The following is a 26,742-nucleotide window of genomic DNA, read 5'->3' as shown; positions in this document are numbered from 1 at the left end:
CCCGCCTACCCTGGAGCGACATGGACGACAAGCAGCCGCGACGCGTGGCGCTGTGGATCACCGCGGGCCTCGCCGCCGCCGCGGTGCTGGCAGCGGCCTGGTTCGGCGTGGGGTGGCTGAGGCTCTCCGGTGACGAGTCGGTGGAGTTCGCCCAGCAGCGCGAGCAGGTCTCCACCGTCGGCCAGCAGGCGATCGTCAACTTCAACACCCTCGACTACCGCAACTTCGACGCGATGATCGCGCGCTGGCAGGAGGCGTCCACCGGGGCGCTTCAGGAGGGCGTCGTCGCGGACAAGGACAAGGCCCGCAAGGAGTTGGAGCAGCTCAAGCAGGTCACCACCGCCAAGGTGCTCGACGCGGCCGTGACCTCGCTCGACGTCCGCGCGGGCAAGGCGACGGTGATGAGCGTCGTCGAGCGCATGGTGAGCCTCGCCGACCAGCCCGCCGTTCCGCTTCGGTTCCGCTTCCTCGCCGAGCTGACCAGGACCGACACCGGCTGGAAGCTCAACGCGCTCGCCCCGATCAAGGTGCAGGCCGGAGGTGCCTCGTGACCCCGCCCCGCCGCTCCCGCCCCACCCCGGCCCCGCGCAAGCGGCACGTCGCGGGCAGCCGGAACCGCCCCGACCCGCGTCCCGAGCCAGCCGCCGAGCCCGTCGTCGAAGAGATCGAGGACGAGATCGAGGACGTCGAGGTCGTCGCGCCCCCGGTGATCGAATCGCCGCCGAAGCCCAAGCCGCGCGCCAAGCGCGTCGAGCCCGAACCCACGCCCGAACCGGAGCCGGAGGCCGACGCCGAGCCGGAAGCGGACCTCGACGTGGAGCTGGAAGTAGCCGTCCAGGAACGCCCTTGGTGGCAGCTGCCCGCGCTCCTGACGGCGGTCGCGGTCGTGTTCGCGGCACTCGCCGTCTGGTTCGCCGCGCAGGCCGCCACCCAGCGCGCGGAGAGCGGCGTGGACAACCGCGCCCTCGTCGACACGGGCGTCACCACCGAGGTCGCAGGCCAGATCACCACGGCCGTGCAGTCGGTGTTCTCGCTGGACTACGCCGACATGGGCAAGGCGGAGCGGGTCGCGCGCGACGTGCTCACCGGCAAGGCGGTCGAGCAGTACGACGCGCTCTTCGCCGAGGTCCGCAAGCTCGCGCCGGAGCAGAAGATCGTGCTCACCACGACGACGCGCCAGGTCGGCGTGAAGTCGGTGGAGGGCGACCGCGCCCTGGTGCTCGTGTTCGCCGACCAGCACGTCGAGCGCACCGCCGACGGCCGCCGCGAGGACGTGCCGGTCCAGGTCACGCTCAGCACCGAGCGCGTCGACGGACGGTGGCGGATCAGCGACATCGTGCTGCGCTGAGCGGTGCGCGCACCGTGCGCCGAGCGGTCATGACCGACCGTTCGGCGCACGTGGACGTGACTTGGGCCATTTGTAAAGACCCCTGGTTGGCGATGCCGGTGTGGCGTTCGCCATACTCTTCTCCGGCGCTCCTGGCCAGGGGGCGAGGGCTCGCTCTTCCCGCGTTTTCGCCGGTGATCGCCCCTTCCCCCGGTTACGGCTGGTGAGAGCGCTTTGCGCCAGGGGAGTGATCAACGCGTGGCACCTTGACGGATGGTCGCGTTGAGGTCACTCTGTCCCTGAGCAGTGGGCGGTTCTTCTGGCCGGTCCCACTCGACAGTCGCCGTTCGCGTGGCTAGACTGCCCCTTTGCGCTGCCCTCTTTCTCCGTGCCCTACCCCGGGGCTATAGGATCTCAGGGCACTACCGCACCTCTTGACAACTGTGCTAGATGGGTCGTCCCCGGCTCAAGCTGGCAACAGTCCCTGGAAGGACGCATCTTGGCAGTCTCCCGCGCGACCAAGGCCACTGCGACCAACTCCACGGCGGGGATCCCTGGAGCGCCCAAGAGGGTCTCGTTCGCGAAGATTCGTGAGCCCCTGGAGATTCCCGACCTCCTCGCACTGCAGAACGAGTCCTTCGAGTGGCTCATCGGCGCCGATGCCTGGTTCCAGCGCCGCATCGACGCAGGCGACGAGAACCCCTCCGGTGGTCTCGAGGAGGTCCTCAACGAGATCTCCCCGATCGAGGACTTCTCCGGCACCATGTCGCTGTCCTTCTCCGACCCGCGCTTCGACGAGGTCAAGGCCTCCGTCGAGGAGTGCAAGGACAAGGACATGACCTACGCGGCGCCGTTGTTCGTCACCGCGGAGTTCACCAACCACACCACTGGCGAGATCAAGAGCCAGACGGTCTTCATGGGTGACTTCCCCCGGATGACCGACAAGGGCACCTTCGTCATCAACGGCACCGAGCGGGTCGTGGTCTCCCAGCTCGTGCGGTCCCCGGGCGTCTACTTCGATCACGCGATCGACAAGACGACGGAGAAGGACGTCTACAGCGTCAAGATCATCCCGAGCCGCGGCGCGTGGCTCGAGTTCGACGTCGACAAGCGCGACACCGTCGGTGTGCGCATCGACCGCAAGCGCCGCCAGCCGGTCACCGTGCTGCTGAAGGCGCTCGGCTGGACGACCGAGGCGATCCGCGAGCGGTTCGGCTTCAGCGAGACGCTCATGCAGACGCTGGAGAAGGACCACACCGCGGGCCAGGACGAGGCCCTGCTCGACATCTACCGCAAGCTCCGTCCCGGCGAGCCGCCGACCAAGGAGAGCGCGCAGACCCTCCTGGAGAACCTGTTCTTCAAGGAGAAGCGCTACGACCTGGCCAAGGTCGGCCGCTACAAGGTGAACAAGAAGATCGGCACCTACGCGCCGTTCGTCACCGGCGTGCTGACCGAGGAAGACATCGTCACCACCATCGAGTACCTCGTGCGCCTGCACGCGGGCGAGGTGAAGATGACGGTCGGCCAGGGCGAGGACACCGTCGAGGTGCCGGTCGAGGTCGACGACATCGACCACTTCGGCAACCGCCGCCTGCGCACCGTCGGTGAGCTCATCCAGAACCAGATCCGCGTGGGTCTGTCCCGGATGGAGCGCGTCGTCCGCGAGCGGATGACCACCCAGGACGTCGAGGCGATCACGCCGCAGACCCTGATCAACATCCGCCCCGTCGTGGCGGCGATCAAGGAGTTCTTCGGCACCTCGCAGCTGTCGCAGTTCATGCAGCAGACCAACCCGCTCGACGGTCTGACCCACAAGCGCCGCCTCTCGGCGCTCGGCCCGGGTGGTCTCTCCCGTGAGCGCGCGGGCTTCGAGGTCCGCGACGTCCACTCCTCGCACTACGGCCGCATGTGCCCGATCGAGACCCCGGAAGGCCCGAACATCGGCCTGATCGGCTCGCTCGCGTGCTTCGGGCGGGTCAACCCGTTCGGCTTCATCGAGACGCCGTACCGCAAGGTCGTCGACGGTCAGGTCACCGACCAGATCGACTACCTGACCGCGGACGAGGAGGACCGCCACGTCATCGCGCAGGCCAACGCCGTGCTCGACGACGCGGGCAACTTCACCGAGGAGCGCGTCCTCATCCGCCGCAAGGGCGGCGAGGTCGACCTGGTCACGCCGCAGGGCGTCGACTACATCGACGTCTCGCCCCGGCAGATGGTCTCCGTCGCGACCGCGATGATCCCGTTCCTCGAGCACGACGACGCCAACCGCGCCCTGATGGGCGCGAACATGCAGCGCCAGGCGGTCCCGCTGCTGCGCAGCGAGTCCCCGCTGGTCGGCACCGGCATGGAGCTGCGCGCCGCGATCGACGCGGGCGACGTCGTGGTGGCCGAGAAGGCCGGTGTCGTCGAGGAGCTGTGCGCCGACTACGCCACGGTGATGGCCGACGACGGCACCCGCCAGACCTACCGGCTGCACAAGTTCCGCCGTTCCAACCAGGGCACCTGCATCAACCAGAAGCCCATCGTGAACGAGGGTGACCGGGTCGAGGTCGGCCAGGTCATCGCGGACGGCCCGTGCACGCAGGACGGCGAGATGGCGCTGGGCAAGAACCTGCTCGTCGCGATCATGCCGTGGGAAGGCCACAACTACGAGGACGCGATCGTCCTCTCGCAGCGCCTGGTGCAGGACGACGTGCTCACGTCGATCCACATCGAGGAGCACGAGATCGACGCCCGCGACACCAAGCTGGGCGCCGAGGAGATCACCCGGGACATCCCGAACGTCTCCGAGGACGTGCTGGCCGACCTCGACGAGCGCGGCATCATCCGCATCGGTGCCGAGGTCCGCGACGGCGACATCCTCGTCGGCAAGGTCACGCCCAAGGGCGAGACCGAGCTGACCCCGGAGGAGCGCCTGCTGCGCGCCATCTTCGGTGAGAAGGCCCGCGAGGTGCGCGACACCTCGCTGAAGGTCCCGCACGGCGAGACCGGCAAGGTCATCGGCATCCGGGTCTTCAGCCGCGAGGACGACGACGAGCTGCCCCCCGGCGTGAACGAGCTGGTCCGGGTCTACGTCGCGCAGAAGCGCAAGATCCAGGACGGCGACAAGCTCGCAGGCCGCCACGGCAACAAGGGCGTCATCGGCAAGATCCTCCCCGTCGAGGACATGCCGTTCCTCGCCGACGGCACCCCCGTCGACGTCGTGCTGAACACTCACGGTGTGCCCCGTCGTATGAACATCGGCCAGATCCTGGAGATCCACCTCGGGTGGATCGCCCAGCAGGGCTGGAGCATCAACGGGGACCCGGACTGGGCCAAGCGCATGCCCGAGGAGCTGCTCCAGGTCGACCCCGGCACGAACACCGCCACCCCGGTGTTCGACGGTGCTCGCGAGGAGGAGATCACCGGCCTGCTGTCCTCGACCCAGCCCAACCGGGACGGCGAGCGGATGGTCGGCGGCGACGGCAAGGCGCAGCTGTTCGACGGCCGCAGCGGCGAGCCGTACCCGTACCCGACCTCGGTCGGCTACATGTACATCCTCAAGCTGCTGCACCTGGTCGACGACAAGATCCACGCCCGTTCGACCGGTCCGTACTCCATGATCACCCAGCAGCCGCTCGGCGGTAAGGCCCAGTTCGGTGGCCAGCGCTTCGGTGAGATGGAGTGCTGGGCGATGCAGGCCTACGGAGCCGCCTACACGCTCCAGGAGCTGCTGACGATCAAGTCCGACGACGTGATCGGCCGCGTGAAGGTCTACGAGGCCATCGTCAAGGGCGACAACATCCCCGAGCCGGGTATCCCCGAGTCGTTCAAGGTGCTCCTCAAGGAGCTCCAGTCGCTGTGCCTGAACGTCGAGGTGCTCTCCAGCGACGGTGCCGCCATCGAGATGCGCGACACCGACGACGAGGACCTGGAGCGCGCAGCCGCGAACCTCGGAATCAACCTGTCCAGGGTCGAGTCGCCGTCCGTCGACGACGTCATGAATTGACCTCGCTGCCCGGGAGCGGGAAGGGCACCCCGCCCACCCGCTCCCGGCTTAGCCACCCGCCCCTAATCCCGAATGTAAAAGGGGAGAAGAGCCGACGTGCTTGACGTCAACTTCTTCGACGAGCTCCGCATCGGTCTCGCAACGGCCGACGACATCCGTCAGTGGTCCTTCGGCGAGGTCAAGAAGCCCGAGACCATCAACTACCGCACCCTCAAGCCCGAGAAGGACGGACTCTTCTGCGAGAAGATCTTCGGTCCGACCCGGGACTGGGAGTGCTACTGCGGCAAGTACAAGCGTGTCCGCTTCAAGGGCATCATCTGTGAGCGCTGCGGCGTCGAGGTGACCCGCGCCAAGGTGCGCCGTGAGCGGATGGGCCACATCGAGCTGGCCGCGCCGGTCACGCACATCTGGTACTTCAAGGGCGTCCCGAGCCGGTTGGGCTACCTGCTCGACCTGGCGCCGAAGGACCTCGAGAAGATCATTTACTTCGCCGCCTACGTGATCACCACGGTGAACACGGAGATGCGCCACAACGACCAGGCCACGCTCGAGAACGAGATGCAGGTCGAGCGCAAGCGGGTCGAGGACAAGCGCGACGCCGACATCGAGGCCCGCGCCCAGAAGCTCGAGACCGACCTGGCCGAACTCGAGGCCGAGGGCGCCAAGAGCGACGTCCGCCGCAAGGTCAAGGAGGGCGGCGAGCGCGAGATGCGCCAGCTGCGCGACCGCGCGCAGCGGGAGATCGACCGCCTCGACGAGATCTGGGACACCTTCGTCAAGCTGGCTCCGCAGCAGCTGATCGCCGACGAGATGCTCTACCGCGAGCTGATCGACCGCTACGGCGAGTACTTCACCGGCGCCATGGGCGCGGAGTCGATCCAGAAGCTGCTCGCCAACTTCGACGTCGACGCCGAGGGCGAGAACCTCCGCGAGACCATCCGCTCGGGCAAGGGGCAGAAGAAGCTCCGCGCGCTCAAGCGCCTCAAGGTCGTCGCGGCGTTCCAGGCCACCCGCAACAACCCGCAGGGCATGGTGCTGGACTGCGTTCCGGTCATCCCGCCGGACCTGCGCCCGATGGTCCAGCTCGACGGTGGCCGCTTCGCCACCTCCGACCTGAACGACCTGTACCGCCGCGTGATCAACCGCAACAACCGCCTCAAGCGACTGATCGACCTCGGCGCGCCCGAGATCATCGTCAACAACGAGAAGCGGATGCTGCAGGAGGCCGTCGACGCGCTGTTCGACAACGGCCGCCGCGGTCGCCCGGTCACCGGGCCGGGCAACCGCCCGCTGAAGTCGCTCTCCGACCTCCTCAAGGGCAAGCAGGGCCGGTTCCGCCAGAACCTGCTCGGCAAGCGCGTCGACTACTCCGGCCGTTCGGTCATCGTCGTCGGCCCGCAGCTGAAGCTGCACCAGTGCGGTCTGCCCAAGCAGATGGCGCTGGAGCTGTTCAAGCCCTTCGTGATGAAGCGGCTCGTCGACCTCAACCACGCGCAGAACATCAAGTCCGCCAAGCGGATGGTGGAGCGCTCGCGCCCCGCCGTGTGGGACGTGCTCGAAGAGGTCATCACCGAGCACCCGGTGCTGCTCAACCGCGCGCCGACGCTGCACCGCCTGGGCATCCAGGCCTTCGAGCCCCAGCTGGTCGAGGGCAAGGCGATCCAGCTGCACCCGCTGGTCTGCGAGGCGTTCAACGCCGACTTCGACGGTGACCAGATGGCGGTCCACCTGCCGCTGTCCGCCGAGGCGCAGGCCGAGGCCCGCATCCTGATGCTGTCCAGCAACAACATCCTCTCGCCCGCCTCCGGGCGGCCGCTGGCGATGCCGCGTCTGGACATGGTCACCGGCCTCTACCACCTGACCAAGGGTGTGGAGACCGCCAAGGGCGAGGGTCGCGCGTTCACCTCCCCGGCCGAGGCCATCATGGCCTTCGACCGCGGTGTGATCGACCTGCAGGCGCAGATCAAGGTCCGCCTCACCGACCAGGTGCCGCCGCGCGGCGTCCTGCCGGAGGGCTGGGAGCCCGGTCAGCCGTGGCTGGCCGAGACCACCCTGGGCCGGGTGCTGTTCAACGAGCTGCTGCCCTCGGACTACCCGTTCATCAACGAGGTGCTCCCGAAGAAGCGGCAGTCGGAGATCGTCAACGACCTGGCCGAGCGCTACCCGATGGTGACGGTCGCCCAGACGCTGGACCGGCTCAAGGACGCGGGTTTCCACTGGGCCACCCGCTCCGGTGTCACCATCGCGATCTCGGACGTCATCGTGCCGGAGGCCAAGCAGGGCATCCTGGACGAGCACGAGGACAGGGCCGCCCAGGTCGAGAAGCGCTACCAGCGTGGTCTGCTCTCCTACACCGAGCGCAACAACGAGCTGGTCAAGATCTGGACCAACGCGACCAACGAGGTCGCGGCGATCATGGAAGACGCCTTCCCGGACAACAACCCGATCAAGGTGATCGTCAAGTCCGGCGCGGCGGGCAACATGACGCAGGTCCGCTCGCTGGCCGGTATGCGTGGTCTGGTGACGAACCCGAAGGGTGAGTACATCCCTCGGCCGATCAAGAACAGCTTCCGCGAGGGGCTGTCCGTGGTCGAGTACTTCATCGCCACCCACGGTGCCCGCAAGGGCCTCGCCGACACCGCGCTGCGCACCGCCGACTCGGGTTACCTGACCCGTCGTCTGGTGGACGTCTCGCAGGACGTCATCGTGCGCGAGACCGACTGCGGCACCGAGCGCGGCATCATCATGGCGCTGACCGAGCCCGGCCCGGACGGCACCGCGATCAAGCACCGCTACGTGCAGACCAGCGTCTACGCCCGTGCGGCCTCCGAGGACATCACCGACGCCGAGGGCAACCTGCTCGTCGGCAGGGGTGGCGACCTCGGGGACCCGGCCATCGACGCGCTCTTCGCCGGTGGTGTGCACAAGGTCAAGGTCCGCAGCGTCCTGACCTGTGAGTCCAAGGTCGGTATCTGCGCGACCTGCTACGGCCGCTCGATGGCCACCGGCCAGCTGGTGGACGTCGGCGAGGCCGTCGGCATCGTGGCCGCGCAGTCCATCGGTGAGCCCGGCACGCAGCTGACGATGCGCACCTTCCACCAGGGCGGTGTGGCCGGCGACGACATCACCACCGGTCTGCCCCGTGTCACCGAGCTCTTCGAGGCCCGCGTCCCCAAGGGCAAGGCGCCGATCGCCGACACCGACGGTCGCGTGCAGATCGAAGAGGGCGACCGCTTCCGGAAGATCACCATCACTCCGGACGACGGCTCCGAGGAGATCGTCTACGAGAAGCTGTCGCGCAGGCAGTGGCTCGCGACGATCAAGGCGGACGGCTCCGAGCGCCCGCTGCAGGACGGCGACCACGTCACCGTCGGCCAGCAGCTGCTCGAGGGTGCTGTCGACCCGCACGAGGTGCTGCGCGTGATGGGCCCGCGCGAGGCCCAGCTGCACCTGGTCCGCGAGGTCCAGAAGGTGTACCGGACGCAGAGCGTGTCCATCCACGACAAGCACATCGAGGTCATCGTGCGGCAGATGCTGCGCCGCGTGACGATCATCGACTCGGGTGCCGCGGAGTTCCTCCCCGGCGCGCTGATCGAGCGGGCCGACTTCGAGGCGGAGAACCGCCGCGTCGTCGCGGAGGGCCGCGAGGCCGCCTCCGGTCGCCCGGTGCTGATGGGCATCACCAAGGCGTCGCTGGCCACCGAGTCGTGGCTGTCGGCGGCCTCCTTCCAGGAGACCACGCGAGTCCTCACCGACGCCGCCATCAACGGCAAGAGCGACAAGCTGATCGGCCTGAAGGAGAACGTGATCATCGGTAAGTTGATCCCGGCGGGTACGGGCATCAACCGCTACCGCAACATCCAGGTCCAGCCGACGGAGGAAGCACGGGCCGCGGCCTACGCCATCCCGTCCTACGACGACGGCTACTACACGCCGGACGTCTTCGGCACCGGCACCGGTGCGGCTGTCCCGCTGGACGACTACGACTTCGGCCGCGACTTCCGCTGAAGCTCTGGTTCGTGACGGAGAAGCCCCTGGCACCTCGGTGCCGGGGGCTTCTCCCGTCCTCCGGTCCGTCCCTCAGGGGCGCGGCGGGGCGGGGGAGCGCCGGGCGCTCGCGCTGGGTGCCGGAACCCTTGCCGACCGTGCGCGGAGATCCGGGTTCGCGCTGGCGAGAGGGGGTGGGCGCGGACGTCATTCTCGTCACACCCCCGGGTTGGGGTACCCCCGTCCGCGAGGCCCGGACCTGGCGCGATACCCTGTTCGCAGCGGCGTCAACGCTGGCTCAGCACCCCTGACCGGCCGCGTCGCGCGGATAACAGGCCCCCGTTTTGACCCGGGCGAGCACGCGAAGGTATCTTTGCTGCTCGTGCCCGACTAGCGTCGGGCCGCTCCGTCTGCCTCTGGGCAGGTGCTGTGCACCGGACCCGGGGCGAGAGCACGGAACTCCTTCTCATCTCTGATGGGCGCTCCATGGATTTCGTGGTCGCCAGGAGGACCCACGAGCGGGCGACACGCCCGACCTCGGGGTACGGAGGAACCCAAGTACACAGTGCCTGCGGCGCCCGGCTGGGTGCCCGAAGACGCGAACGCTACAGAAAGACGGTCCATGCCCACGATCCAGCAGCTGGTCCGCAAGGGCCGCCAGGACAAGGTCACCAAGACCAAGACCGCGGCGCTCAAGGCGTGTCCGCAGCGGCGCGGTGTGTGCACCCGCGTTTACACCACCACGCCCAAGAAGCCGAACTCCGCGCTCCGCAAGGTCGCTCGCGTGAAGCTGACCAGCGGCATCGAGGTCACCGCATACATCCCCGGTGAGGGCCACAACCTCCAGGAGCACTCGATGGTGCTCGTGCGCGGCGGTCGTGTGAAGGACCTCCCGGGCGTGCGCTACAAGATCATCCGTGGGTCTCTGGACACCCAGGGCGTCAAGAACCGTAAGCAGGCTCGCAGCCGCTACGGCGCCAAGAAGGAGAAGAGCTAATGCCTCGCAAGGGCCCCGCCCCGAAGCGGCCGCTCATCGCCGACCCCGTGTACCAGTCGCCGCTGGTCACCCAGCTGGTGAACAAGGTGCTGGTGGACGGCAAGCGGTCCATCGCCGAGCGCATCGTCTACGGCGCCCTGGAGAACTGCCGGGAGAAGAACCAGGCCGACCCGGTCGTCACCCTCAAGCGCGCGCTGGACAACGTGAAGCCGACCATCGAGGTCAAGAGCCGTCGTGTCGGTGGCGCCACGTACCAGGTCCCGATCGAGGTCAAGGCCGGTCGCTCCACCACGCTGGCGCTGCGCTGGCTGGTCAGCTACTCCCGCGCCCGCCGCGAGAAGACCATGATCGACCGCCTGGCCAACGAGCTGCTCGACGCGAGCAACGGCCTCGGCGCGAGCGTCAAGCGCCGCGAGGACACGCACAAGATGGCCGAGTCCAACAAGGCCTTCGCGCACTACCGCTGGTGAGCCTCCGGGCGCCGGGCTGACAGGTGCCTGCTCGCAGGTCGAGCGACAAATCACCGCGCGGCCTGCCTGCAGGACCCTTTCAGTTCACATCAACGCCCGCCCCACCGCGCTTAAGCAAAGACGAAACGAGGACGAGACCCGTGGCACTCGACGTGCTGACTGACCTGGCCAAGGTCCGCAACATCGGGATCATGGCCCACATCGACGCGGGCAAGACCACCACGACCGAGCGGATCCTGTTCTACACCGGGATCAGCTACAAGATCGGCGAGGTGCACGACGGCGCCGCCGTGATGGACTGGATGGAGCAGGAGCAGGAGCGCGGCATCACGATCACGTCGGCCGCGACGACCTGTTTCTGGAAGAACCACCAGATCAACATCATCGACACCCCGGGCCACGTGGACTTCACCGTCGAGGTGGAGCGCAACCTGCGCGTGCTCGATGGCGCCGTCGCCGTGTTCGACGGCAAGGAAGGCGTCGAGCCGCAGTCCGAGCAGGTCTGGCGTCAGGCCGACAAGTACGACGTGCCGCGCATCTGCTTCGTCAACAAGATGGACAAGCTCGGCGCGGACTTCTACTTCACCGTGAAGACGATCATCGAGCGCCTCGGCGCGAAGCCGGTCGTCATCCAGCTCCCGATCGGCTCCGAGTCCGACTTCATCGGCCTCGTCGACCTGGTCGAGATGCGCGCGCTGACCTGGCGCGGTGAGGTCCAGAAGGGCGAGGACTACACGGTCGAGGAGATCCCGGCCGACATGGCCGACGTGGTCGCCGAGTACCGGGAGAAGCTGGTCGAGGCCGTCGCCGAGACCGACGACGAGCTCATGGAGCTCTACCTCGGCGGTGAGGAGCTGACCGTCGAGCAGCTCAAGACCGGTATCCGCAAGATCGTGGGCGACCGCTCCGGCTTCCCCGTGATGTGCGGCTCCGCGTTCAAGAACAAGGGCGTCCAGCCCATGCTCGACGCGGTCATCGACTACCTGCCCGCGCCGGGTGACCTCCCGCCGGTCGAGGGCACGCTGAAGGACGGGGAGACCCCGGCCTTCCGCAAGCCCTCCAGCGAGGAGCCGTTCGCAGCGCTGGCGTTCAAGATCGCCGCGCACCCGTTCTTCGGCAAGCTGACCTACATCCGGGTCTACTCGGGCAAGGTCGCCGCGGGCACCCAGGTCGTCAACTCGACCAAGGACCGCAAGGAGCGCATCGGGAAGATCTTCCAGATGCACGCCAACAAGGAGAACCCGGTCGATGAGGCCTCGGTCGGCCACATCTACGCGGTGATCGGTCTCAAGGACACCACCACCGGTGAGACGCTCTGCGACCCGCAGGCGCCCATCGTGCTGGAGTCCATGACCTTCCCCGAGCCGGTCATCCAGGTGGCGATCGAGCCCAAGACCAAGGCCGACCAGGAGAAGCTGGGCACCGCGATCCAGAAGCTCGCCGAGGAGGACCCGACGTTCCGGGTCAACCTCGACGAGGAGACCGGGCAGACCATCATCGCCGGCATGGGCGAGCTGCACCTGGACATCCTGGTCGACCGGATGCGCCGCGAGTTCAAGGTCGAGGCGAACATCGGTAAGCCCCAGGTGGCCTACCGCGAGTCCATCCGCCGCAAGGTGGACAAGCACGAGTACACGCACAAGAAGCAGACCGGTGGCTCCGGTCAGTTCGCGCGGGTCATCATCGCGCTGGAGCCGCTCGTGTCCGAGGACGGTGCGACGTACGAGTTCGCGAACAAGGTTTCCGGTGGTCGCATCCCGCGGGAGTACATCCCGTCGGTCGACGCCGGTGCTCAGGACGCCATGCAGTACGGCGTGCTCGCCGGCTACCCGCTGGTGGGCTTGAAGGTCAGCCTGCTGGACGGCGCCTACCACGAGGTTGACTCCTCGGAAATGGCGTTCAAGATCGCCGGATCGATGGCCCTCAAGGAGGCCGCCCGCAAGGCCGATCCGGTGATCCTGGAGCCGATGATGGCCGTTGAGGTCACCACGCCCGAGGACTACATGGGCGACGTCATCGGTGACCTTAACTCTCGTCGTGGGCAGATCCAGTCCATGGACGAGCGCAGTGGCTCTCGCGTCGTCAAGGCGCTCGTGCCGCTGTCGGAGATGTTCGGTTACGTCGGTGACCTGCGGTCCAGGACCCAGGGACGTGCGAACTACTCGATGCAGTTCGACTCCTACGCCGAGGTTCCCGCGAGCGTCGCGAAGGAGATCATCGCGAAGGCGACGGGCGAGTAAGCCCCGAGCAACGCACATTCGGCGCGCGCGGGGGCCCCGGCTCCCGCGACGCACCGACCCTGACAGGGACGCCGATCGATCGGCGAACACTCAAGAACTAAGTCCAGGAGGACAATCCAGTGGCGAAGGCGAAGTTCGAGCGGACCAAGCCGCACGTCAACATCGGAACCATCGGTCACATCGACCATGGAAAGACGACGCTGACCGCGGCGATTTCCAAGGTTCTGCACGACGCGTTCCCGGACCTGAACCCCTTCACGCCGTTCGACGAGATCGACAAGGCGCCGGAGGAGAAGGCCCGCGGTATCACCATCTCGATCGCCCACATCGAGTACCAGACGGAGAACCGTCACTACGCGCACGTTGACTGCCCCGGTCACGCCGACTACATCAAGAACATGATCACCGGTGCCGCGCAGATGGACGGCGCGATCCTGGTGGTCGCGGCGACCGACGGCCCGATGCCGCAGACCCGTGAGCACGTGCTGCTCGCCCGCCAGGTCGGCGTGCCCTACATCGTGGTGGCGCTGAACAAGTCCGACATGGTGGACGACGAGGAGATCCTGGAGCTCGTCGAGCTCGAGGTCCGCGAGCTGCTGTCCTCGCAGGAGTACCCGGGCGACGACCTCCCCGTCGTGCGCGTCTCGGCGCTGAAGGCGCTCGAGGGCGACAAGGAGTGGGGCGGCAAGCTGCTCGAGCTCATGGCCGCGGTGGACGAGAACATCCCCGAGCCGGTCCGCGACGTCGAGAAGACCTTCCTCATGCCCGTCGAGGACGTCTTCACGATCACCGGTCGTGGCACGGTCGTCACCGGCCGCATCGAGCGTGGCGTCGTCAACGTCAACGAGGAGGTCGAGATCATCGGCATCCGCGAGAAGTCGATGAAGACCACCGTCACCGGCGTTGAGATGTTCCGCAAGCTGCTCGACCAGGGCCAGGCCGGCGACAACGTGGGCCTGCTGGTTCGTGGCATCAAGCGCGAGGACGTCGAGCGCGGCATGGTGCTGTGCAAGCCCGGCAGCGTCACCCCGCACACCGAGTTCGAGGGCCAGGCCTACATCCTGTCCAAGGACGAGGGTGGCCGTCACACGCCGTTCTTCAACAACTACCGTCCCCAGTTCTACTTCCGGACGACGGACGTGACCGGCGTTGTGACCCTCCCCGAGGGCACCGAGATGGTCATGCCGGGCGACAACACCGTCATGTCGGTTCAGCTGATCCAGCCGATCGCCATGGAGGAGGGCCTCAAGTTCGCCATCCGCGAGGGTGGCCGGACCGTCGGCGCCGGCCAGGTCACCAAGGTCATCAAGTAGTACCGGTGGGGGAGGTCATCAGTGACCTCCCCCACGGCGTTCGTCAGAACGCCTGCCCCGATTTGGAAGCCCATGTCCGCGTGTGGCATCCTGTTTGGGTTGCTCGGCGAGGCGGTCGGGGACATCTGCGATCCGGCCGCCTCCGCACGAGCGCCTAGCGCCCTGGTTCTCTCCTGCACCACGAGGAGCAGGGGGCGCTGAGGCCGAAGGGCCACCCCCACAGACGTTGTCAGTGGGGCCGATCCATGCTTCCGGGCGCAACACGCCCGACCGCGTGGACCGGGCACCGTGACACCTGAACAGGGGCGCAGCCGCGGCCTGATGCCTCCCGGGCGACAAGAGTCCAGGGCAGATGGGCAACGAGGAACCCGCAGCAGCGGTACGAGAAGACGAGGAACGGCAAGCCATCATGGCGGGACAAAAGATCCGCATTCGGCTCAAGGCCTACGACCACGAGGCGATCGACGCGTCCGCGCGCAAGATCGTCGAGACCGTGACGCGCACCGGCGCTCGGGTCGTCGGGCCGGTGCCGCTGCCCACTGAGAAGAACGTTTACTGCGTCATCCGATCGCCGCACAAGTACAAGGACTCGCGCGAGCACTTCGAGATGCGTACGCACAAGCGTCTGATCGACATCCTCGACCCCACGCCGAAGACGGTGGACGCGCTCATGCGCATCGACCTGCCGGCCAGCGTCGACGTCAACATTCAGTGAGCTAGGCGCGGCGGAGAGTAACGAGACCCATGTCTGACAAGCAGGTTAAGGGGATCCTGGGCACCAAGCTCGGAATGACCCAGGTCTTCGACGAGAACAACCGGGTTGTCCCGGTGACCGTCGTGAAGGCCGGGCCGTGCGTGGTTACCCAGGTCCGCACCGATGAGAAAGACGGCTACAAGGCCGTGCAGCTCGCCTTCGGCGCTATTGACCCTCGTAAGGTCAACAAGCCCCGTGGCGGCCACTTCACCAAGGCGGGCGTGACCCCGCGCCGTCACCTGGTGGAGCTGCGCACGGCCGATGCCGACACCTACGAGGTCGGCCAGGAGCTGACCGCCGAGGTCTTCGAGACCGGCGCGGTCGTCGACGTGGTCGGCACCAGCAAGGGCAAGGGCTTCGCGGGCGTCATGAAGCGGCACGGCTTCTCGGGCCTCGGCGCGAGCCACGGTGCCGAGAAGGTGCACCGCTCGCCCGGCTCGATCGGTGGCTGCGCCACCCCGGGCCGCGTGTTCAAGGGCGTTCGCATGGCCGGCCGGATGGGCCACGTGCGGGTGACCACTCAGAACGTGACCGTGCACAAGGTCGACTCCGACGCCGGGCTGCTGCTCATCAAGGGCGCCGTTCCCGGTCCCAAGGGCGGCCTGGTGTTCGTCAAGAGCGCCGCGAAGGGTGGTGCGTGATGAGCAAGACCCTCGACGTCCGTACCCCGGACGGCAAGACCGACGGCACCGTCGAGCTCCCCGCTGAGATCTTCGACGTGCAGGCGAACATCGCGCTGATGCACCAGGTCGTCGTCGCTCAGCAGGCCGCGGCCCGTCAGGGCACCCACGCCACCAAGACCCGGGGCGACGTCTCCGGTGGTGGCAAGAAGCCGTACCGGCAGAAGGGCACCGGCCGCGCCCGTCAGGGCTCGACCCGCGCGCCGCACTTCTCCGGCGGTGGTGCCTCGCACGGCCCGCAGCCGCGCGACTACGACCAGCGGACCCCCAAGAAGATGAAGGCCGCCGCCCTGCGCGGTGCCCTCTCCGACCGGGCCCGCAACGACAAGGTGCACGTGTTCACCGGCATCGTCGCCGCTGACGCTCCCTCCACCAAGGACGCCAAGAAGGTCCTGGCCCTGGCCAGCTCCTCCAAGAAGGTCCTTGTCGTGGTCGGGCGCGGTGACGACGCGGCTTGGCTGAGCCTGCGCAACCTGCCCAACGTGCACGCCATCGCGCCCGACCAGCTCAACACCTACGACGTGCTGGTCAACGACGACGTGCTGTTCACCAAGGACGCGTTCGACGTCTTCGTCGCCGGCCCGATCAAGGGCAAGTCGGCAACGGCCGTCGCGCGCTCCAGTGAGCTCGAGGAGGTCGCGAAGTGATCCCCGACCCGCGCGACATCCTCGTCGCCCCGGTGATCTCCGAGAAGTCCTACGGACTGCTCGAGGAGAACAAGTACACGTTCTTGGTGCGTCCGGACGCCAACAAGACCGAGATCAAGATCGCGGTCGAGAAGGTCTTCGGCGTCAAGGTCGTCAGCGTCAACACGTTGAACCGCCAGGGAAAGCGCAAGCGGACCCGCACCGGTTTTGGCAAGCGCAAGGACACCAAGCGCGCCATCGTGACGCTGTCCGCCGAGAGCAAGCCGATCGAGATCTTCGGCGGCCCGGCCGCCTGATGAACGAGGACTGCTGACGAGATGGGCATTCGCAAGTACAAGCCGACGACGCCTGGCCGTCGAGGCTCCAGCGTGTCCGACTTCGCCGAGATCACTCGGTCGACGCCGGAGAAGTCGCTGATCCGCCCGCTGCACGGCACTGGTGGCCGTAACGCGTCGGGCAAGATCACTACGCGGCACAAGGGTGGTGGCCACAAGCGTGCCTACCGTCTGATCGACTTCCGTCGATTCGACAAGGACGGCATCCCGGCCAAGGTCGCTCACATCGAGTACGACCCCAACCGCACCGCCCGCATCGCCCTGCTGCACTACGTCGACGGCGAGAAGCGCTACATCGTGGCGCCGGGCAAGCTTCGCCAGGGCGACATGGTGGAGAACGGCCCCAAGGCCGACATCAAGCCGGGCAACAACCTGCCGCTGCGCAACATCCCGGTGGGTACCGTGGTGCACGCCATCGAGCTCCGCCCCGGTGGCGGCGCGAAGATGGCGCGTTCGGCGGGCGCCAGCGTTCAGCTGGTCGCCAAGGACGGTCCCTACGCGCAGCTCCGGCTGCCGTCGGGCGAGATCCGCAACGTCGACGTGCGGTGCCGCGCCACCATCGGCGAGGTCGGAAACTCCGAGCACGCCAACATCAACTGGGGCAAGGCCGGCCGCATGAGGTGGAAGGGCAAGCGCCCGACCGTCCGTGGTGTCGCCATGAACCCCGTCGACCACCCGCACGGTGGTGGTGAGGGCAAGACCTCCGGTGGTCGCCACCCGGTCAACCCCGCCGGTAAGCCCGAAGGGCGTACCCGTCGGAACAAGCCCAGCGACAAGCTCATCGTCCGGCGTCGTCGCACCGGTAAGAAGCGCTGAGCAGGGAGGGAGTGAAGGATGCCACGCAGCCTGAAGAAGGGCCCCTTCGTTGACGACCACCTGCTCAAGAAGGTGGACGCGCTCAACGAGGCGAGCAAGAAGACGGTGATCAAGACCTGGTCCCGTCGTTCGACGATCATTCCAGACATGTTGGGGCACACCATCGCGGTGCACGACGGCCGCAAGCACGTCCCGGTGTTCGTCTCCGAGGCCATGGTCGGGCACAAGCTGGGCGAATTCGCCCCGACCCGCACCTTCAAGGGCCACATCAAGGACGACCGCAAGTCGCGTCGCCGCTAGGCCAGTGACCGAACGCAGAGCAAGGGGTAGCAGCAATGGGTAACGATGCCGCTAGCGCGGAGGAATTCCCGCGCGCCGTGGCGCGGGCCCGCTACGTCCACATGTCGCCGATGAAGGTCCGGCGTGTGGTCGAGCTGATCAGGGGCCGCAACGCCCAGGAGGCCCTGGCAGTGCTCCAGTTCGCGCCGCAGGCCGCCAGCGGTCCGGTGTCGAAGGTGCTTGCCAGTGCCATGGCCAACGCCGAGAACAACCTCGACCTCGACCCTGACACCCTCTGGGTGAGCACGGTGTACGTGGACGAGGGCCCGACGGCCAAGCGGATCCGTCCGCGGGCCCAGGGCCGTGCGTACCGAATTCGGAAGCGCACCAGCCACATCACCGTCGAGGTCGAGTCGCGTCCGAAGGCCGTCAAGGCCGCTTCGGGCCGCAAGACCAGCGCGAAGGGGAGTGCCCGGTAGTGGGTCAGAAAATCAACCCGCACGGCTTCCGGCTGGGGATCACCACTGACTGGAAGTCCCGCTGGTATGCCGACAAGCAGTACGCGGAGTACGTCGCGGAGGATGTGAAGATCCGCCGCCTGCTCTCCAAGGGCATGGAGCGTGCCGGTATCTCCAAGGTGGAGATCGAGCGGACCCGTGACCGGGTTCGCGTCGACATCCACACCGCCCGGCCGGGCATCGTCATCGGCCGTCGCGGCGCGGAGGCCGACCGCATCCGTTCCGAGCTGGAGAAGCTGACCAAGAAGCAGGTCCAGCTGAACATCCTCGAGGTCAAGAACCCCGAGGCCGACGCCCAGCTCGTCGCCCAGGTCGTCGCGGAGCAGCTGTCCAACCGCGTGTCCTTCCGTCGTGCGATGCGCAAGGGCATTCAGTCCTCCATGCGCTCGCCGCAGGTCAAGGGCATCCGGGTGCAGTGCTCGGGTCGTCTCGGCGGTGCCGAGATGTCTCGCTCGGAGTTCTACCGCGAGGGTCGCGTCCCGCTGCACACGCTGCGCGCGGACGTGGACTACGGCCTGTTCGAGGCCCGCACCACCTTCGGTCGCATCGGCGTGAAGGTGTGGATCTACAAGGGTGACGTCGTCGGCGGCCGCAGGCCGAGCGACACCGCCGCCCCCGAGTCCCGCGCACCGCGTCGTGAGCGTCCGGCCCGCCGTCGTTCCGGTGCCTCCGGCACCACGCCGACGAGCACCGAGGCCGGGCGTGCCGCGGCTGAGGCGCCCGCCGCCGAGGCGAAGGCGTCCACCGCGACCGAGTCGACCGCGCCGGTGAACAACGGCAGCGCGGCCGAGAAGAGTGAGGGCTGAGACGTGCTCATCCCACGCAAGGTCAAGCACCGCAAGCAGCACCACCCGGGTCGCTCGGGCGCTGCCAAGGGTGGCACCAGGGTGGTCTTCGGCGAGTTCGGCATCCAGGCTCTGGAGCCGGCCTACGTCACCAACAGGCAGATCGAGTCCGCGCGTATCGCCATCACCCGGCACATCCGCCGTGGTGGCAAGGTGTGGATCAACATCTTCCCGGACCGCCCGCTCACCAAGAAGCCTGCCGAGACCCGCATGGGTTCCGGTAAGGGTTCGCCCGAGTACTGGGTGGCCAACGTCAAGCCCGGCCGGGTCATGTTCGAGATGAACTACCCCAACGAGGCCACGGCTCGCGAGGCACTGCGCCGCGCGATCCACAAGCTTCCGATGAAGTGCCGCATCGTTACGCGAGAGGGTGGTGAGTTCTGATGGCAGCGGCGACCACCGCTTCCGAGCTGCGTGAGCTCACCGACGAGGAGCTCGTGCTGCGTCTGAGGGAAGCCAAGGAGGAGCTGTTCAACCTCCGCTTCCAGATGGCGACCGGCCAGCTCGACAACAACCGTCGGCTTCGCGCCATCCGCCACGACATCGCCCGGATCTACACCGTCATGCGCGAGCGCGAGCTCGGCCTGTCGGTCACCCCGGACGGGACCTCTCAGGATGAGGGTGCGGCATGAGCGACGAGAAGAGCACCGTGCGTAACAACCGTAAGGTCCGCGAGGGCTACGTGGTCTCGGACAAGATGGACAAGACCATCGTCGTCTCGCTCGAGGACCGCAAGAAGCACCCGCGCTACTCCAAGGTCCTGCGCTCCACCACCAAGGTGAAGGCGCACGACGAGGAGAACACCGCCGGCGTCGGCGACCGCGTCCTCCTGATGGAGACCCGGCCGCTGTCGGCGACCAAGCGCTGGCGCCTCATGGAAATCCTCGAGAAGGCCAAGTAGATTCCCCAGGCCCCGCACCCGAATCCCGGGTGCGGGGCACTGGTCGGACATCAGACCGCGTGCATCAGGTCGGAAATCTGGTGTGCCACACAGGGTCAGGGAGTAAAGAGAAGTGATCCAGCAGGAGTCGCGACTGCGCGTCGCCGACAACACGGGTGCGAAGGAAATCCTCTGCATCCGCGTTCTCGGTGGCTCCGGTCGCCGCTACGCCGGCATCGGCGACGTGATCGTCGCCACCGTCAAGGACGCGATGCCCGGCGCAGGCGTGAAGAAGGGCGATGTGGTCAAGGCCGTCATCGTCCGCACCCTCAAGGAGCGTCGTCGCCCGGATGGTTCCTACATCCGCTTCGACGAGAACGCCGCCGTTCTGATCAAGAACGACACCGAGCCCCGCGGTACCCGCATCTTCGGGCCGGTCGGCCGTGAGCTTCGCGACAAGAAGTTCATGAAGATCATCTCGCTCGCGCCGGAGGTGCTCTGACCATGAAGGTCAAGAAGGGCGACACGGTCGTCGTCATCGCCGGCAAGGACAAGGGCGCCAAGGGCAAGGTCATCCAGTCCTACCCGGACCGCAACCGCGTCCTGGTCGAGGGTGTCAACCGGATCAAGAAGCACACCAAGGTCTCGCAGACCCAGCGTGGTGCCTCCTCCGGCGGCATCGTCACCCAGGAAGCGCCGATCCACGTGAGCAACGTGATGGTCGTCGACTCCGACGGCAAGCCGACCCGCATCGGCAGCCGGACGACCGACGAGGGTCGCCGCGTCCGCGTGTCGCGCCGGAACGGTAAGGACATCTGAGCATGACCACCACCGAGAAGACTCTGCCGCGCCTGAAGTCGAGGTACCGCGAGGAGATCGTCGCCAAGCTCAAGAGCGACTTCTCCTACGCGAACCCGATGCAGGTCCCCGGCATCGTGAAGATCGTCGTCAACATGGGCGTCGGCGACGCCGCCCGCGACGGCAAGCTGATCGAGGGCGCGGTCCGCGACCTGTCCACGATCACCGGCCAGCGCCCCGAGGTCCGCAAGGCCCGCAAGTCCATCGCGCAGTTCAAGCTCCGCGAGGGCATGCCGATCGGCGCCCGCGCGACCCTGCGCGGCGACCGGATGTGGGAGTTCCTGGACCGGCTGCTGACCATCGCGCTGCCGCGTATCCGCGACTTCCGCGGTCTGTCGCCGAAGCAGTTCGACGGCAACGGCAACTACACCTTTGGTCTGAACGAGCAGTCGATGTTCCACGAGATCGACCCCGACTCGATCGACCGCCAGCGTGGCATGGACATCACCGTCGTCACGACTGCCCAGACCGACGAGGAGGGCCGGGCGCTGCTGAAGCACCTGGGCTTCCCGTTCAAGGAGAGCTGACGATGGCCAAGAAGGCTCTGATCAACAAGGCCGCGCGCAAGCCGAAGTTCAAGGTCCGCGGCTACACCCGCTGCAACCGCTGCGGCCGACCGCACTCGGTCTTCCGCAAGTTCGGTCTGTGCCGTATCTGCCTCCGGCAGATGGCGCACCGCGGCGAACTGCCTGGTGTGAGCAAGTCCAGCTGGTAAGTCCGGCTCCTCGCTCACGCCTCACTGATTCCCACTTCGCCACAGGCCCGACCGGGAACCGGGGCGAGAAAGGTTGACAAGGTCACCATGACGATGACCGACCCGATCGCAGACATGCTCACTCGTCTGCGTAACGCGAACTCGGCCTATCACGACGAGGTCGTGATGCCGCACTCCAAGCTCAAGGTCAGCATCGCTGAGATTCTGCAGCGTGAGGGCTACATCGCCGGCTTCCGCGATGAGCAGGGTGAGAAGTGCAAGAACCTGATCGTCACGCTGAAGTACGGCCCGAACCGTGAGCGCAGCATCGCTGGTGTGCGCCGGGTGTCCAAGCCGGGTCTTCGCGTTTACGCCAAGTCCACCAACCTGCCCAAGGTTCTCGGTGGCCTCGGCGTCGCGATCATTTCCACGTCGTCCGGTCTGCTGACCGATCGACAGGCCACCAAGCAGGCAGTGGGCGGGGAAGTCCTCGCCTACGTCTGGTAGCGGAAGGGGGATTACGGCATGTCACGCATCGGTAAGTTGCCGGTCTCCGTTCCGGCTGGCGTCGATGTCAACATCGACGGTCAGCTCGTGACGGTGAAGGGGCCCAAGGGCACCCTCAACCACACGGTCGCCGAGCCCATCACCGTGACGCGCGCCGAGGACGGCGCGCTCGAGGTGGCGCGGCCCGACGACGAGCGCAAGAGCCGCTCGCTGCACGGCCTGTCCCGGACCCTGGTCAACAACATGATCGTCGGTGTGACCCAGGGGTACGAGAAGAAGCTCGAGATCCACGGCGTCGGTTACCGCGTCGCGGCCAAGGGCTCGGACCTGGAGTTCTCGCTCGGCTTCAGCCACCCGGTGAAGGTGGCTCCGCCCGCGGGAATCACCTTCGCGGTGGAGAGCCCCACGAAGTTCTCCGTCCAGGGCATCGACAAGCAGCAGGTTGGTGAGGTCGCCGCCAACATCCGCAAGATCCGCAAGCCTGAGCCGTACAAGGGCAAGGGTGTGCGGTACGCGGGCGAGAACGTTCGCCGCAAGGTCGGAAAGACGGGTAAGTGAGCATGAGCGAGACTGCTACGAAGCGCAAGCGGGTGGGCAAGGACGTCTCCACGGTGCGTCGCATTGCCCGTGCACGCCGGCACTTCCGGCTCCGCAAGAAGATCAGCGGCACCGCCGAGCGTCCGCGCCTGGTGGTCACCCGCTCCTCGCGGCACATCGTCGCGCAGGTGATCGACGACCTGGCCGGCCGCACCGTGGCCTCGGCCTCCACGCTGGAGGCCGACGTCCGCGCGCTGGACGGCGACAAGAAGGCTCGCGCCGCCAAGGTGGGCGAGCTCGTCGCCGCCAGGGCCAAGGACGCGGGCATCGCACAGGTCGTGTTCGACCGTGGTGGCCACAACTACCACGGCCGGATCGCCGCGCTGGCCGACGCGGCCCGCGAGGGTGGGCTGGAGTTCTGATCATGCGGAACAACGAGATCTGGGTTCGTCGAAACGGAAGGAACGCCTGATGCCGGGACGTACACGGCAATTCGGCGGCGGTGGCCCCGGCGGCGGCAACGCCGGTGGTGGCAACGAGCGCGGCGAGCGTCGCGACCGTAGGGACCGCCGCGACAGCGGCCGCGGCGGGGCTGCCCAGGAGAAGACTCCCCACATCGAGCGCGTCGTCGCGATCAACCGCGTCGCCAAGGTCGTCAAGGGTGGTCGTCGCTTCAGCTTCACCGCCCTGGTGATCGTCGGTGACGGCGACGGCATGGTCGGCGTCGGCTACGGCAAGGCCAAGGAGGTGCCGGCCGCCATCGCCAAGGGTGTCGAGGAGGCCAAGAAGCACTTCTTCAAGGTCCCGCGCATCGCCGGCACCATCCCGCACCCCGTGCAGGGCGAAGAGGCTGCGGGCGTCGTCCTGCTGCGTCCCGCCAGCCCCGGTACCGGTGTCATCGCCGGTGGCCCGGTGCGCGCGGTGCTGGAGTGCGCCGGTGTGCACGACGTGCTGAGCAAGTCGCTGGGCAGCGACAACGCCATCAACATCGTGCACGCCACCGTTGCCGCGCTGAAGATGCTGCAGCGGCCGGAAGAGGTCGCCGCCCGTCGCGGTCTGCCGCTCGAGGACGTCGCTCCCGCCGGCATGCTGCGCGCCCGTGCTGGACAGGGGGTGTGATCCGATGGCCAACCTGAAGATCACCCAGCTGCGCAGCACGATTGGCACGAAGCGCAACCACCGCGAGTCCCTCCGGACTCTCGGCCTGCGCAAGATCCGCCAGTCAGTCGTCCGTGAGGACACGCCGCAGAACCGTGGCCTGGTCCACACCGTGCGGCACCTGGTGGCGGTCGAGGAGGTCGACTGACCATGACTATCAAGATTCATCACCTGCGTCCGGCCCCCGGCGCCAAGACCGCGAAGACCCGTGTCGGTCGCGGTGAGGGCTCCAAGGGCAAGACCGCGGGCCGCGGTACCAAGGGCACCAAGGCGCGCAAGAACGTGCCTGCCGCCTTCGAGGGTGGGCAGATGCCGATCCACATGCGGCTGCCCAAGCTGAAGGGGTTCAAGAACCCGTTCCGCGTGGAGTACCAGGTCGTCAACCTGTCCGCGCTGGCCAAGCTGTTCCCGCAGGGCGGCACGGTCGGCATCGTCGAGCTGGTCCAGTCCGGTGCGGTTCGCAAGAACTGCCTGGTCAAGGTCCTCGGCGACGGAGACCTTGGCGGGGTGAAGCTCGACATCACCGCGAACAAGTTCTCCGGTAGCGCCGTCGAGAAGATCACCGCCGCTGGTGGGACCACCACCACCACCGCGTGATGCCTGACCTCGGGGCCGGGAAGCGAACCGCTTCCCGGCCCCGAAGTCTGTCCGCACTCCGAACCGCTCGACGCGGGTCTGACGGTGTCTTTCACAGTCCTCTCGGCAGCAGCCGCTCTCGCTTCCCACGGCCAAGGGGTGGATCACTTGGTGCGCAAGGGGAAATCGTCACCGAGCGCCTGATCGCCCGTGCTTGCGGCACGTGCGCGCGCGGGCTGGACGTGGGCTGTTCGCCCCTGGCTGAACGCGGGATTTGTCCAGCGCCACAAGGAGGCCGGACGGGGGCACCGCCCCCTGAGAGGCTGCTGTTACAGTCGTCAGCACGCTTCGGCCTCGTGCTGCGGAGCGCATGAAGCCTGCAATCTATCCCGCCGACAGGACGTGTCGGCCCCAGCCAGTAGTCGGCGTTCCCGCCGGCCACGCCGAGGAGGTCTCGGGTGCTCAGCGCCTTCCGCTCGGCTCTTACGACGCCCGACCTGCGTCGCAAGATCCTTTTCACTCTCGGAATCGTTGCGCTGTACCGGCTGGGCGCCACCCTGCCGGCTCCGGGCGTGTCCTACGTGAACATCCAGGAGTGCATCCGCCAGGCCGAGGGGTCCGGTGGTCAGAGCTTCTACCAGCTGATCAACCTCTTCAGCGGTGGCGCTCTCCTGAAGCTGTCGATCTTCGCGCTGGGCATCATGCCCTACATCACCGCGAGCATCATCGTGCAGCTGCTCACCGTGGTCATCCCGCGGTTCGAGCAGCTGAAGAAGGAAGGGCAGTCGGGTCAGGGCAAGCTGACCCAGTACACCCGCTACCTCACGATCGCGCTGGGCATCCTGCAGTCCACCGGCATCGTCGCGCTCGCGGTCCAGCGGCAGCTGTTCCAGAACTGCGACCGCGACGTCATCCCGGACCAGGGCATCTTCAACCTGATCGTCATCGTCATCACGATGACCGCGGGCACCGCCGTCATCATGTGGCTGGGTGAGCTGATCACCGAGCGCGGCGTCGGCAACGGCATGTCGCTGCTGATCTTCACCTCGATCGCGGCCAGGATCATCCCCGAGGGCGGCGCGATCCTGCAGCGGCCCGACGGCGGCATCGTCTTCCCGGTCGTCTGCGTGTTCGCACTGGCGATCATCGTCAGCGTCGTGTTCGTCGAGCAGGGCCAGCGCCGCATCCCGGTGCAGTACGCCAAGCGCATGATCGGCCGCAGGATGTACGGCGGCACCTCGACCTACCTGCCGCTGAAGGTCAACCAGGCCGGTGTCATCCCGCTGATCTTCGCGTCCTCGCTGCTGTACCTGCCGGACCTGATCTCGAAGCTGACCTCGGGCTCCTCCACCGAGCCCAGCTGGTGGCAGCAGTTCGTGGCGACGCACATCGTCCCGCAGTCCAGCCCGGTGCACATCGGCCTGTACTTCGTGCTGATCATCTTCTTCACGTACTTCTACGTGGCGATCACGTTCAACCCGGACGAGCGCGCCGACGAGATGAAGAAGTTCGGCGGCTTCATCCCCGGTATCCGCCCAGGGCGCCCGACCGCCGAGTACCTGCGCTTCGTGCTCGGCCGGATCACGCTGCCCGGCTCGCTCTACCTCGGCATCGTCGCCGTGCTGCCCAACTTCTTCCTGTCGGTCACGCAGGAGGGCAGCAACCAGAACTTCCCGTTCGGCGGCACGGCCGTGCTGATCATGGTGGGCGTCGGCCTCGACACCGTGAAGCAGATCGAGAGCCAGCTCATGCAGCGCAACTACGAAGGGTTCCTCCGGTAGTGAGACTCGTCCTCGTCGGCCCGCCCGGAGCGGGCAAGGGCACACAGGCCACGGTGCTGAGCCAGAAGCTCGCTGTGCCCCACATTTCCACCGGAGACCTGTTCAGGGCGAACATCGGCCAGCTCACCCCGCTCGGCCAGGAGGCCAAGCGGTACCTGGACACCGGAGAGCTGGTCCCGGACTCGGTCACCAACGCGATGGTGGAGGACCGGCTCGCGCAGCCGGACGCCGCGGGCGGCTTCCTGCTCGACGGCTTCCCCCGCAACACCGTGCAGGCGGACGTGCTCAGCGGACTGCTGTCCGCGAAGGGCACCAAGCTGGACGCGGTGCTGCAGTTCGACATCGCCGAGGACATCGTGGTGGAGCGGCTGCTGGCGCGCGGCCGGGCCGACGACACCGAGGAGATCATCCGCAGGCGGCAGCAGATCTACCGCTCGGAGACCGCCCCGCTGCTGGACTACTACCGGGGCATCCTGATCACCATCGACGCCGTGGGTTCGGTGGAGGACATCTCCGAGCGCGCGCTCAAGGCACTGCGCGCGGACGCGTGAG

At 67.3% G+C, this 26,742-nt stretch carries 31 protein-coding genes; all 31 read left to right on the top strand.

What is annotated here, in order from left to right:
• The first annotated feature begins 20 nt into the window (after positions 1 to 20).
• The 31 genes from ABD798_RS10835 to ABD798_RS10685 all read left to right on the top strand — a co-directional run bounded on the left by ABD798_RS10835 (position 21) and on the right by ABD798_RS10685 (position 26,741).
• Complete coding sequence (locus ABD798_RS10835) at positions 21 to 551, top strand: hypothetical protein (RefSeq protein WP_344873370.1); 531 nt, start codon at positions 21 to 23, stop codon at positions 549 to 551.
• Entirely contained in the window at positions 548 to 1,348 is an 801-nt protein-coding gene (locus tag ABD798_RS10830) for a hypothetical protein (RefSeq protein ID WP_344873368.1), read from the top strand. Before ABD798_RS10835 ends, ABD798_RS10830 begins: the two co-directional genes overlap by 4 nt.
• Positions 1,349 to 1,826: 478 nt before the next feature.
• Positions 1,827 to 5,318 carry a DNA-directed RNA polymerase subunit beta gene (gene rpoB / locus ABD798_RS10825; RefSeq protein ID WP_344873366.1) on the top strand — a complete coding sequence of 1,164 codons (3,492 nt, stop codon included), beginning with the start codon at positions 1,827 to 1,829 and terminating at the stop codon, positions 5,316 to 5,318.
• Between the two features lie 96 nt (positions 5,319 to 5,414).
• Entirely contained in the window at positions 5,415 to 9,326 is a 3,912-nt protein-coding gene (locus tag ABD798_RS10820) for a DNA-directed RNA polymerase subunit beta' (protein ID WP_344873364.1), read from the top strand.
• A gap of 601 nt (positions 9,327 to 9,927) precedes the next feature.
• A complete protein-coding gene (gene rpsL / locus ABD798_RS10815; protein ID WP_030427388.1) occupies positions 9,928 to 10,302 on the top strand; it encodes a 30S ribosomal protein S12 in 375 nt (124 codons plus the stop codon).
• A complete protein-coding gene (rpsG, locus tag ABD798_RS10810; RefSeq protein WP_086827470.1) occupies positions 10,302 to 10,772 on the top strand; it encodes a 30S ribosomal protein S7 in 471 nt (156 codons plus the stop codon). Before rpsL ends, rpsG begins: the two co-directional genes overlap by 1 nt.
• 140 nt (positions 10,773 to 10,912) lie before the next feature.
• Positions 10,913 to 13,012 carry an elongation factor G gene (gene fusA / locus ABD798_RS10805; RefSeq protein WP_344873359.1) on the top strand — a complete coding sequence of 700 codons (2,100 nt, stop codon included), beginning with the start codon at positions 10,913 to 10,915 and terminating at the stop codon, positions 13,010 to 13,012.
• 119 nt (positions 13,013 to 13,131) lie between these two features.
• Positions 13,132 to 14,325: an elongation factor Tu gene (tuf, locus tag ABD798_RS10800; RefSeq protein WP_086827466.1), complete on the top strand. Its 1,194-nt coding sequence runs from the start codon at positions 13,132 to 13,134 to the stop codon at positions 14,323 to 14,325.
• 409 nt (positions 14,326 to 14,734) lie between these two features.
• Positions 14,735 to 15,040 (top strand): 30S ribosomal protein S10, encoded by a 306-nt coding sequence (rpsJ, locus tag ABD798_RS10795; protein WP_003938093.1) that lies wholly within the window; start codon positions 14,735 to 14,737, stop codon positions 15,038 to 15,040.
• A 29-nt stretch (positions 15,041 to 15,069) separates the two neighbouring features.
• Positions 15,070 to 15,720 carry a 50S ribosomal protein L3 gene (gene rplC / locus ABD798_RS10790; RefSeq protein WP_254233923.1) on the top strand — a complete coding sequence of 217 codons (651 nt, stop codon included), beginning with the start codon at positions 15,070 to 15,072 and terminating at the stop codon, positions 15,718 to 15,720.
• Positions 15,720 to 16,406 carry a 50S ribosomal protein L4 gene (gene rplD / locus ABD798_RS10785; protein WP_344873353.1) on the top strand — a complete coding sequence of 229 codons (687 nt, stop codon included), beginning with the start codon at positions 15,720 to 15,722 and terminating at the stop codon, positions 16,404 to 16,406. Before rplC ends, rplD begins: the two co-directional genes overlap by 1 nt.
• Positions 16,403 to 16,702, top strand: coding sequence for a 50S ribosomal protein L23 (gene rplW / locus ABD798_RS10780; RefSeq protein ID WP_030427394.1), 300 nt, complete (start codon positions 16,403 to 16,405; stop codon positions 16,700 to 16,702). The genes rplD and rplW overlap by 4 nt, the downstream gene beginning before the upstream one ends.
• Before the next feature lie 21 nt (positions 16,703 to 16,723).
• Positions 16,724 to 17,557 carry a 50S ribosomal protein L2 gene (gene rplB, locus ABD798_RS10775; RefSeq protein ID WP_344873350.1) on the top strand — a complete coding sequence of 278 codons (834 nt, stop codon included), beginning with the start codon at positions 16,724 to 16,726 and terminating at the stop codon, positions 17,555 to 17,557.
• A gap of 18 nt (positions 17,558 to 17,575) precedes the next feature.
• The gene (gene rpsS, locus ABD798_RS10770; RefSeq protein ID WP_086827458.1) at positions 17,576 to 17,857 is read left to right on the top strand and encodes a 30S ribosomal protein S19; all 282 of its coding nucleotides are present in this window, start codon (positions 17,576 to 17,578) and stop codon (positions 17,855 to 17,857) included.
• A 35-nt stretch (positions 17,858 to 17,892) separates the two neighbouring features.
• The gene (gene rplV / locus ABD798_RS10765) at positions 17,893 to 18,315 is read left to right on the top strand and encodes a 50S ribosomal protein L22 (protein WP_086827456.1); all 423 of its coding nucleotides are present in this window, start codon (positions 17,893 to 17,895) and stop codon (positions 18,313 to 18,315) included.
• Positions 18,315 to 19,160: a 30S ribosomal protein S3 gene (rpsC, locus tag ABD798_RS10760; RefSeq protein WP_344873345.1), complete on the top strand. Its 846-nt coding sequence runs from the start codon at positions 18,315 to 18,317 to the stop codon at positions 19,158 to 19,160. Before rplV ends, rpsC begins: the two co-directional genes overlap by 1 nt.
• Positions 19,161 to 19,163: 3 nt before the next feature.
• Positions 19,164 to 19,583, top strand: a complete 420-nt coding sequence (gene rplP / locus ABD798_RS10755; RefSeq protein ID WP_344873343.1) for a 50S ribosomal protein L16 — start codon at positions 19,164 to 19,166, stop codon at positions 19,581 to 19,583.
• Positions 19,583 to 19,831 carry a 50S ribosomal protein L29 gene (rpmC, locus tag ABD798_RS10750; RefSeq protein WP_344873341.1) on the top strand — a complete coding sequence of 83 codons (249 nt, stop codon included), beginning with the start codon at positions 19,583 to 19,585 and terminating at the stop codon, positions 19,829 to 19,831. The genes rplP and rpmC overlap by 1 nt, the downstream gene beginning before the upstream one ends.
• Positions 19,828 to 20,100 carry a 30S ribosomal protein S17 gene (gene rpsQ, locus ABD798_RS10745; protein WP_086827452.1) on the top strand — a complete coding sequence of 91 codons (273 nt, stop codon included), beginning with the start codon at positions 19,828 to 19,830 and terminating at the stop codon, positions 20,098 to 20,100. The genes rpmC and rpsQ overlap by 4 nt, the downstream gene beginning before the upstream one ends.
• A 112-nt stretch (positions 20,101 to 20,212) precedes the next feature.
• Positions 20,213 to 20,581 carry a 50S ribosomal protein L14 gene (rplN, locus tag ABD798_RS10740; protein ID WP_086827450.1) on the top strand — a complete coding sequence of 123 codons (369 nt, stop codon included), beginning with the start codon at positions 20,213 to 20,215 and terminating at the stop codon, positions 20,579 to 20,581.
• 2 nt (positions 20,582 to 20,583) lie between these two features.
• Positions 20,584 to 20,898, top strand: a complete 315-nt coding sequence (rplX, locus tag ABD798_RS10735) for a 50S ribosomal protein L24 (protein ID WP_344873337.1) — start codon at positions 20,584 to 20,586, stop codon at positions 20,896 to 20,898.
• 2 nt (positions 20,899 to 20,900) lie between these two features.
• On the top strand, positions 20,901 to 21,464 hold the full coding sequence (gene rplE / locus ABD798_RS10730; protein WP_344873335.1) for a 50S ribosomal protein L5: 564 nt from the start codon (positions 20,901 to 20,903) through the stop codon (positions 21,462 to 21,464).
• A gap of 2 nt (positions 21,465 to 21,466) precedes the next feature.
• On the top strand, positions 21,467 to 21,652 hold the full coding sequence (locus tag ABD798_RS10725; protein ID WP_086827446.1) for a type Z 30S ribosomal protein S14: 186 nt from the start codon (positions 21,467 to 21,469) through the stop codon (positions 21,650 to 21,652).
• Between the two features lie 87 nt (positions 21,653 to 21,739).
• The gene (gene rpsH, locus ABD798_RS10720; protein WP_344873332.1) at positions 21,740 to 22,138 is read left to right on the top strand and encodes a 30S ribosomal protein S8; all 399 of its coding nucleotides are present in this window, start codon (positions 21,740 to 21,742) and stop codon (positions 22,136 to 22,138) included.
• Positions 22,139 to 22,156: 18 nt separating this feature from the next.
• Positions 22,157 to 22,696: a 50S ribosomal protein L6 gene (gene rplF, locus ABD798_RS10715; protein WP_344873330.1), complete on the top strand. Its 540-nt coding sequence runs from the start codon at positions 22,157 to 22,159 to the stop codon at positions 22,694 to 22,696.
• Positions 22,693 to 23,097 (top strand): 50S ribosomal protein L18, encoded by a 405-nt coding sequence (gene rplR, locus ABD798_RS10710; RefSeq protein WP_344873328.1) that lies wholly within the window; start codon positions 22,693 to 22,695, stop codon positions 23,095 to 23,097. The genes rplF and rplR overlap by 4 nt, the downstream gene beginning before the upstream one ends.
• Positions 23,098 to 23,146: 49 nt before the next feature.
• Positions 23,147 to 23,794, top strand: a complete 648-nt coding sequence (gene rpsE, locus ABD798_RS10705) for a 30S ribosomal protein S5 (protein ID WP_086827440.1) — start codon at positions 23,147 to 23,149, stop codon at positions 23,792 to 23,794.
• 4 nt (positions 23,795 to 23,798) lie between these two features.
• Positions 23,799 to 23,981 (top strand): 50S ribosomal protein L30, encoded by a 183-nt coding sequence (gene rpmD / locus ABD798_RS10700; RefSeq protein WP_344873325.1) that lies wholly within the window; start codon positions 23,799 to 23,801, stop codon positions 23,979 to 23,981.
• Positions 23,982 to 23,983: 2 nt separating this feature from the next.
• Positions 23,984 to 24,430, top strand: coding sequence for a 50S ribosomal protein L15 (gene rplO / locus ABD798_RS10695; protein ID WP_344873323.1), 447 nt, complete (start codon positions 23,984 to 23,986; stop codon positions 24,428 to 24,430).
• A 437-nt stretch (positions 24,431 to 24,867) separates the two neighbouring features.
• Positions 24,868 to 26,190 carry a preprotein translocase subunit SecY gene (gene secY / locus ABD798_RS10690; RefSeq protein WP_344873321.1) on the top strand — a complete coding sequence of 441 codons (1,323 nt, stop codon included), beginning with the start codon at positions 24,868 to 24,870 and terminating at the stop codon, positions 26,188 to 26,190.
• A complete protein-coding gene (locus tag ABD798_RS10685; protein ID WP_344873319.1) occupies positions 26,190 to 26,741 on the top strand; it encodes an adenylate kinase in 552 nt (183 codons plus the stop codon). Before secY ends, ABD798_RS10685 begins: the two co-directional genes overlap by 1 nt.
• The last annotated feature ends 1 nt before the right edge of the window (position 26,742 follow it).

The organism is Allokutzneria multivorans, assembly GCF_039537405.1.
GTDB classification, from domain to species: domain Bacteria; phylum Actinomycetota; class Actinomycetes; order Mycobacteriales; family Pseudonocardiaceae; genus Allokutzneria; species Allokutzneria multivorans.
Note: the sequence above shows the minus strand (reverse complement) of the source record. Positions and strands in the feature narration are given on the sequence as shown.

Bases quoted from the DNA above. Each gene is read 5' to 3' on its own strand.
- rplD (WP_344873353.1), top strand. From the start codon at position 15,720: ATGAGCAAGACCCTCGACGTCCGTACCCCGGACGGCAAGACCGACGGC.
- ABD798_RS10725 (WP_086827446.1), top strand. From the start codon at position 21,467: ATGGCCAAGAAGGCTCTGATCAACAAGGCCGCGCGCAAGCCGAAGTTC.
- rplV (WP_086827456.1), top strand. From the start codon at position 17,893: ATGGGTAACGATGCCGCTAGCGCGGAGGAATTCCCGCGCGCCGTGGCG.
- rplF (WP_344873330.1), top strand. From the start codon at position 22,157: ATGTCACGCATCGGTAAGTTGCCGGTCTCCGTTCCGGCTGGCGTCGAT.
- rpsJ (WP_003938093.1), top strand. From the start codon at position 14,735: ATGGCGGGACAAAAGATCCGCATTCGGCTCAAGGCCTACGACCACGAG.
- rpsG (WP_086827470.1), top strand. From the start codon at position 10,302: ATGCCTCGCAAGGGCCCCGCCCCGAAGCGGCCGCTCATCGCCGACCCC.
- rplX (WP_344873337.1), top strand. From the start codon at position 20,584: ATGAAGGTCAAGAAGGGCGACACGGTCGTCGTCATCGCCGGCAAGGAC.
- rpmC (WP_344873341.1), top strand. From the start codon at position 19,583: ATGGCAGCGGCGACCACCGCTTCCGAGCTGCGTGAGCTCACCGACGAG.
- ABD798_RS10835 (WP_344873370.1), top strand. From the start codon at position 21: ATGGACGACAAGCAGCCGCGACGCGTGGCGCTGTGGATCACCGCGGGC.
- rpsH (WP_344873332.1), top strand. From the start codon at position 21,740: ATGACGATGACCGACCCGATCGCAGACATGCTCACTCGTCTGCGTAAC.
- rpsS (WP_086827458.1), top strand. From the start codon at position 17,576: ATGCCACGCAGCCTGAAGAAGGGCCCCTTCGTTGACGACCACCTGCTC.
- rplO (WP_344873323.1), top strand. From the start codon at position 23,984: ATGACTATCAAGATTCATCACCTGCGTCCGGCCCCCGGCGCCAAGACC.
- rpmD (WP_344873325.1), top strand. From the start codon at position 23,799: ATGGCCAACCTGAAGATCACCCAGCTGCGCAGCACGATTGGCACGAAG.
- rplB (WP_344873350.1), top strand. From the start codon at position 16,724: ATGGGCATTCGCAAGTACAAGCCGACGACGCCTGGCCGTCGAGGCTCC.
- rplE (WP_344873335.1), top strand. From the start codon at position 20,901: ATGACCACCACCGAGAAGACTCTGCCGCGCCTGAAGTCGAGGTACCGC.
- rpsL (WP_030427388.1), top strand. From the start codon at position 9,928: ATGCCCACGATCCAGCAGCTGGTCCGCAAGGGCCGCCAGGACAAGGTC.
- rpsQ (WP_086827452.1), top strand. From the start codon at position 19,828: ATGAGCGACGAGAAGAGCACCGTGCGTAACAACCGTAAGGTCCGCGAG.
- rplC (WP_254233923.1), top strand. From the start codon at position 15,070: ATGTCTGACAAGCAGGTTAAGGGGATCCTGGGCACCAAGCTCGGAATG.
- rpsE (WP_086827440.1), top strand. From the start codon at position 23,147: ATGCCGGGACGTACACGGCAATTCGGCGGCGGTGGCCCCGGCGGCGGC.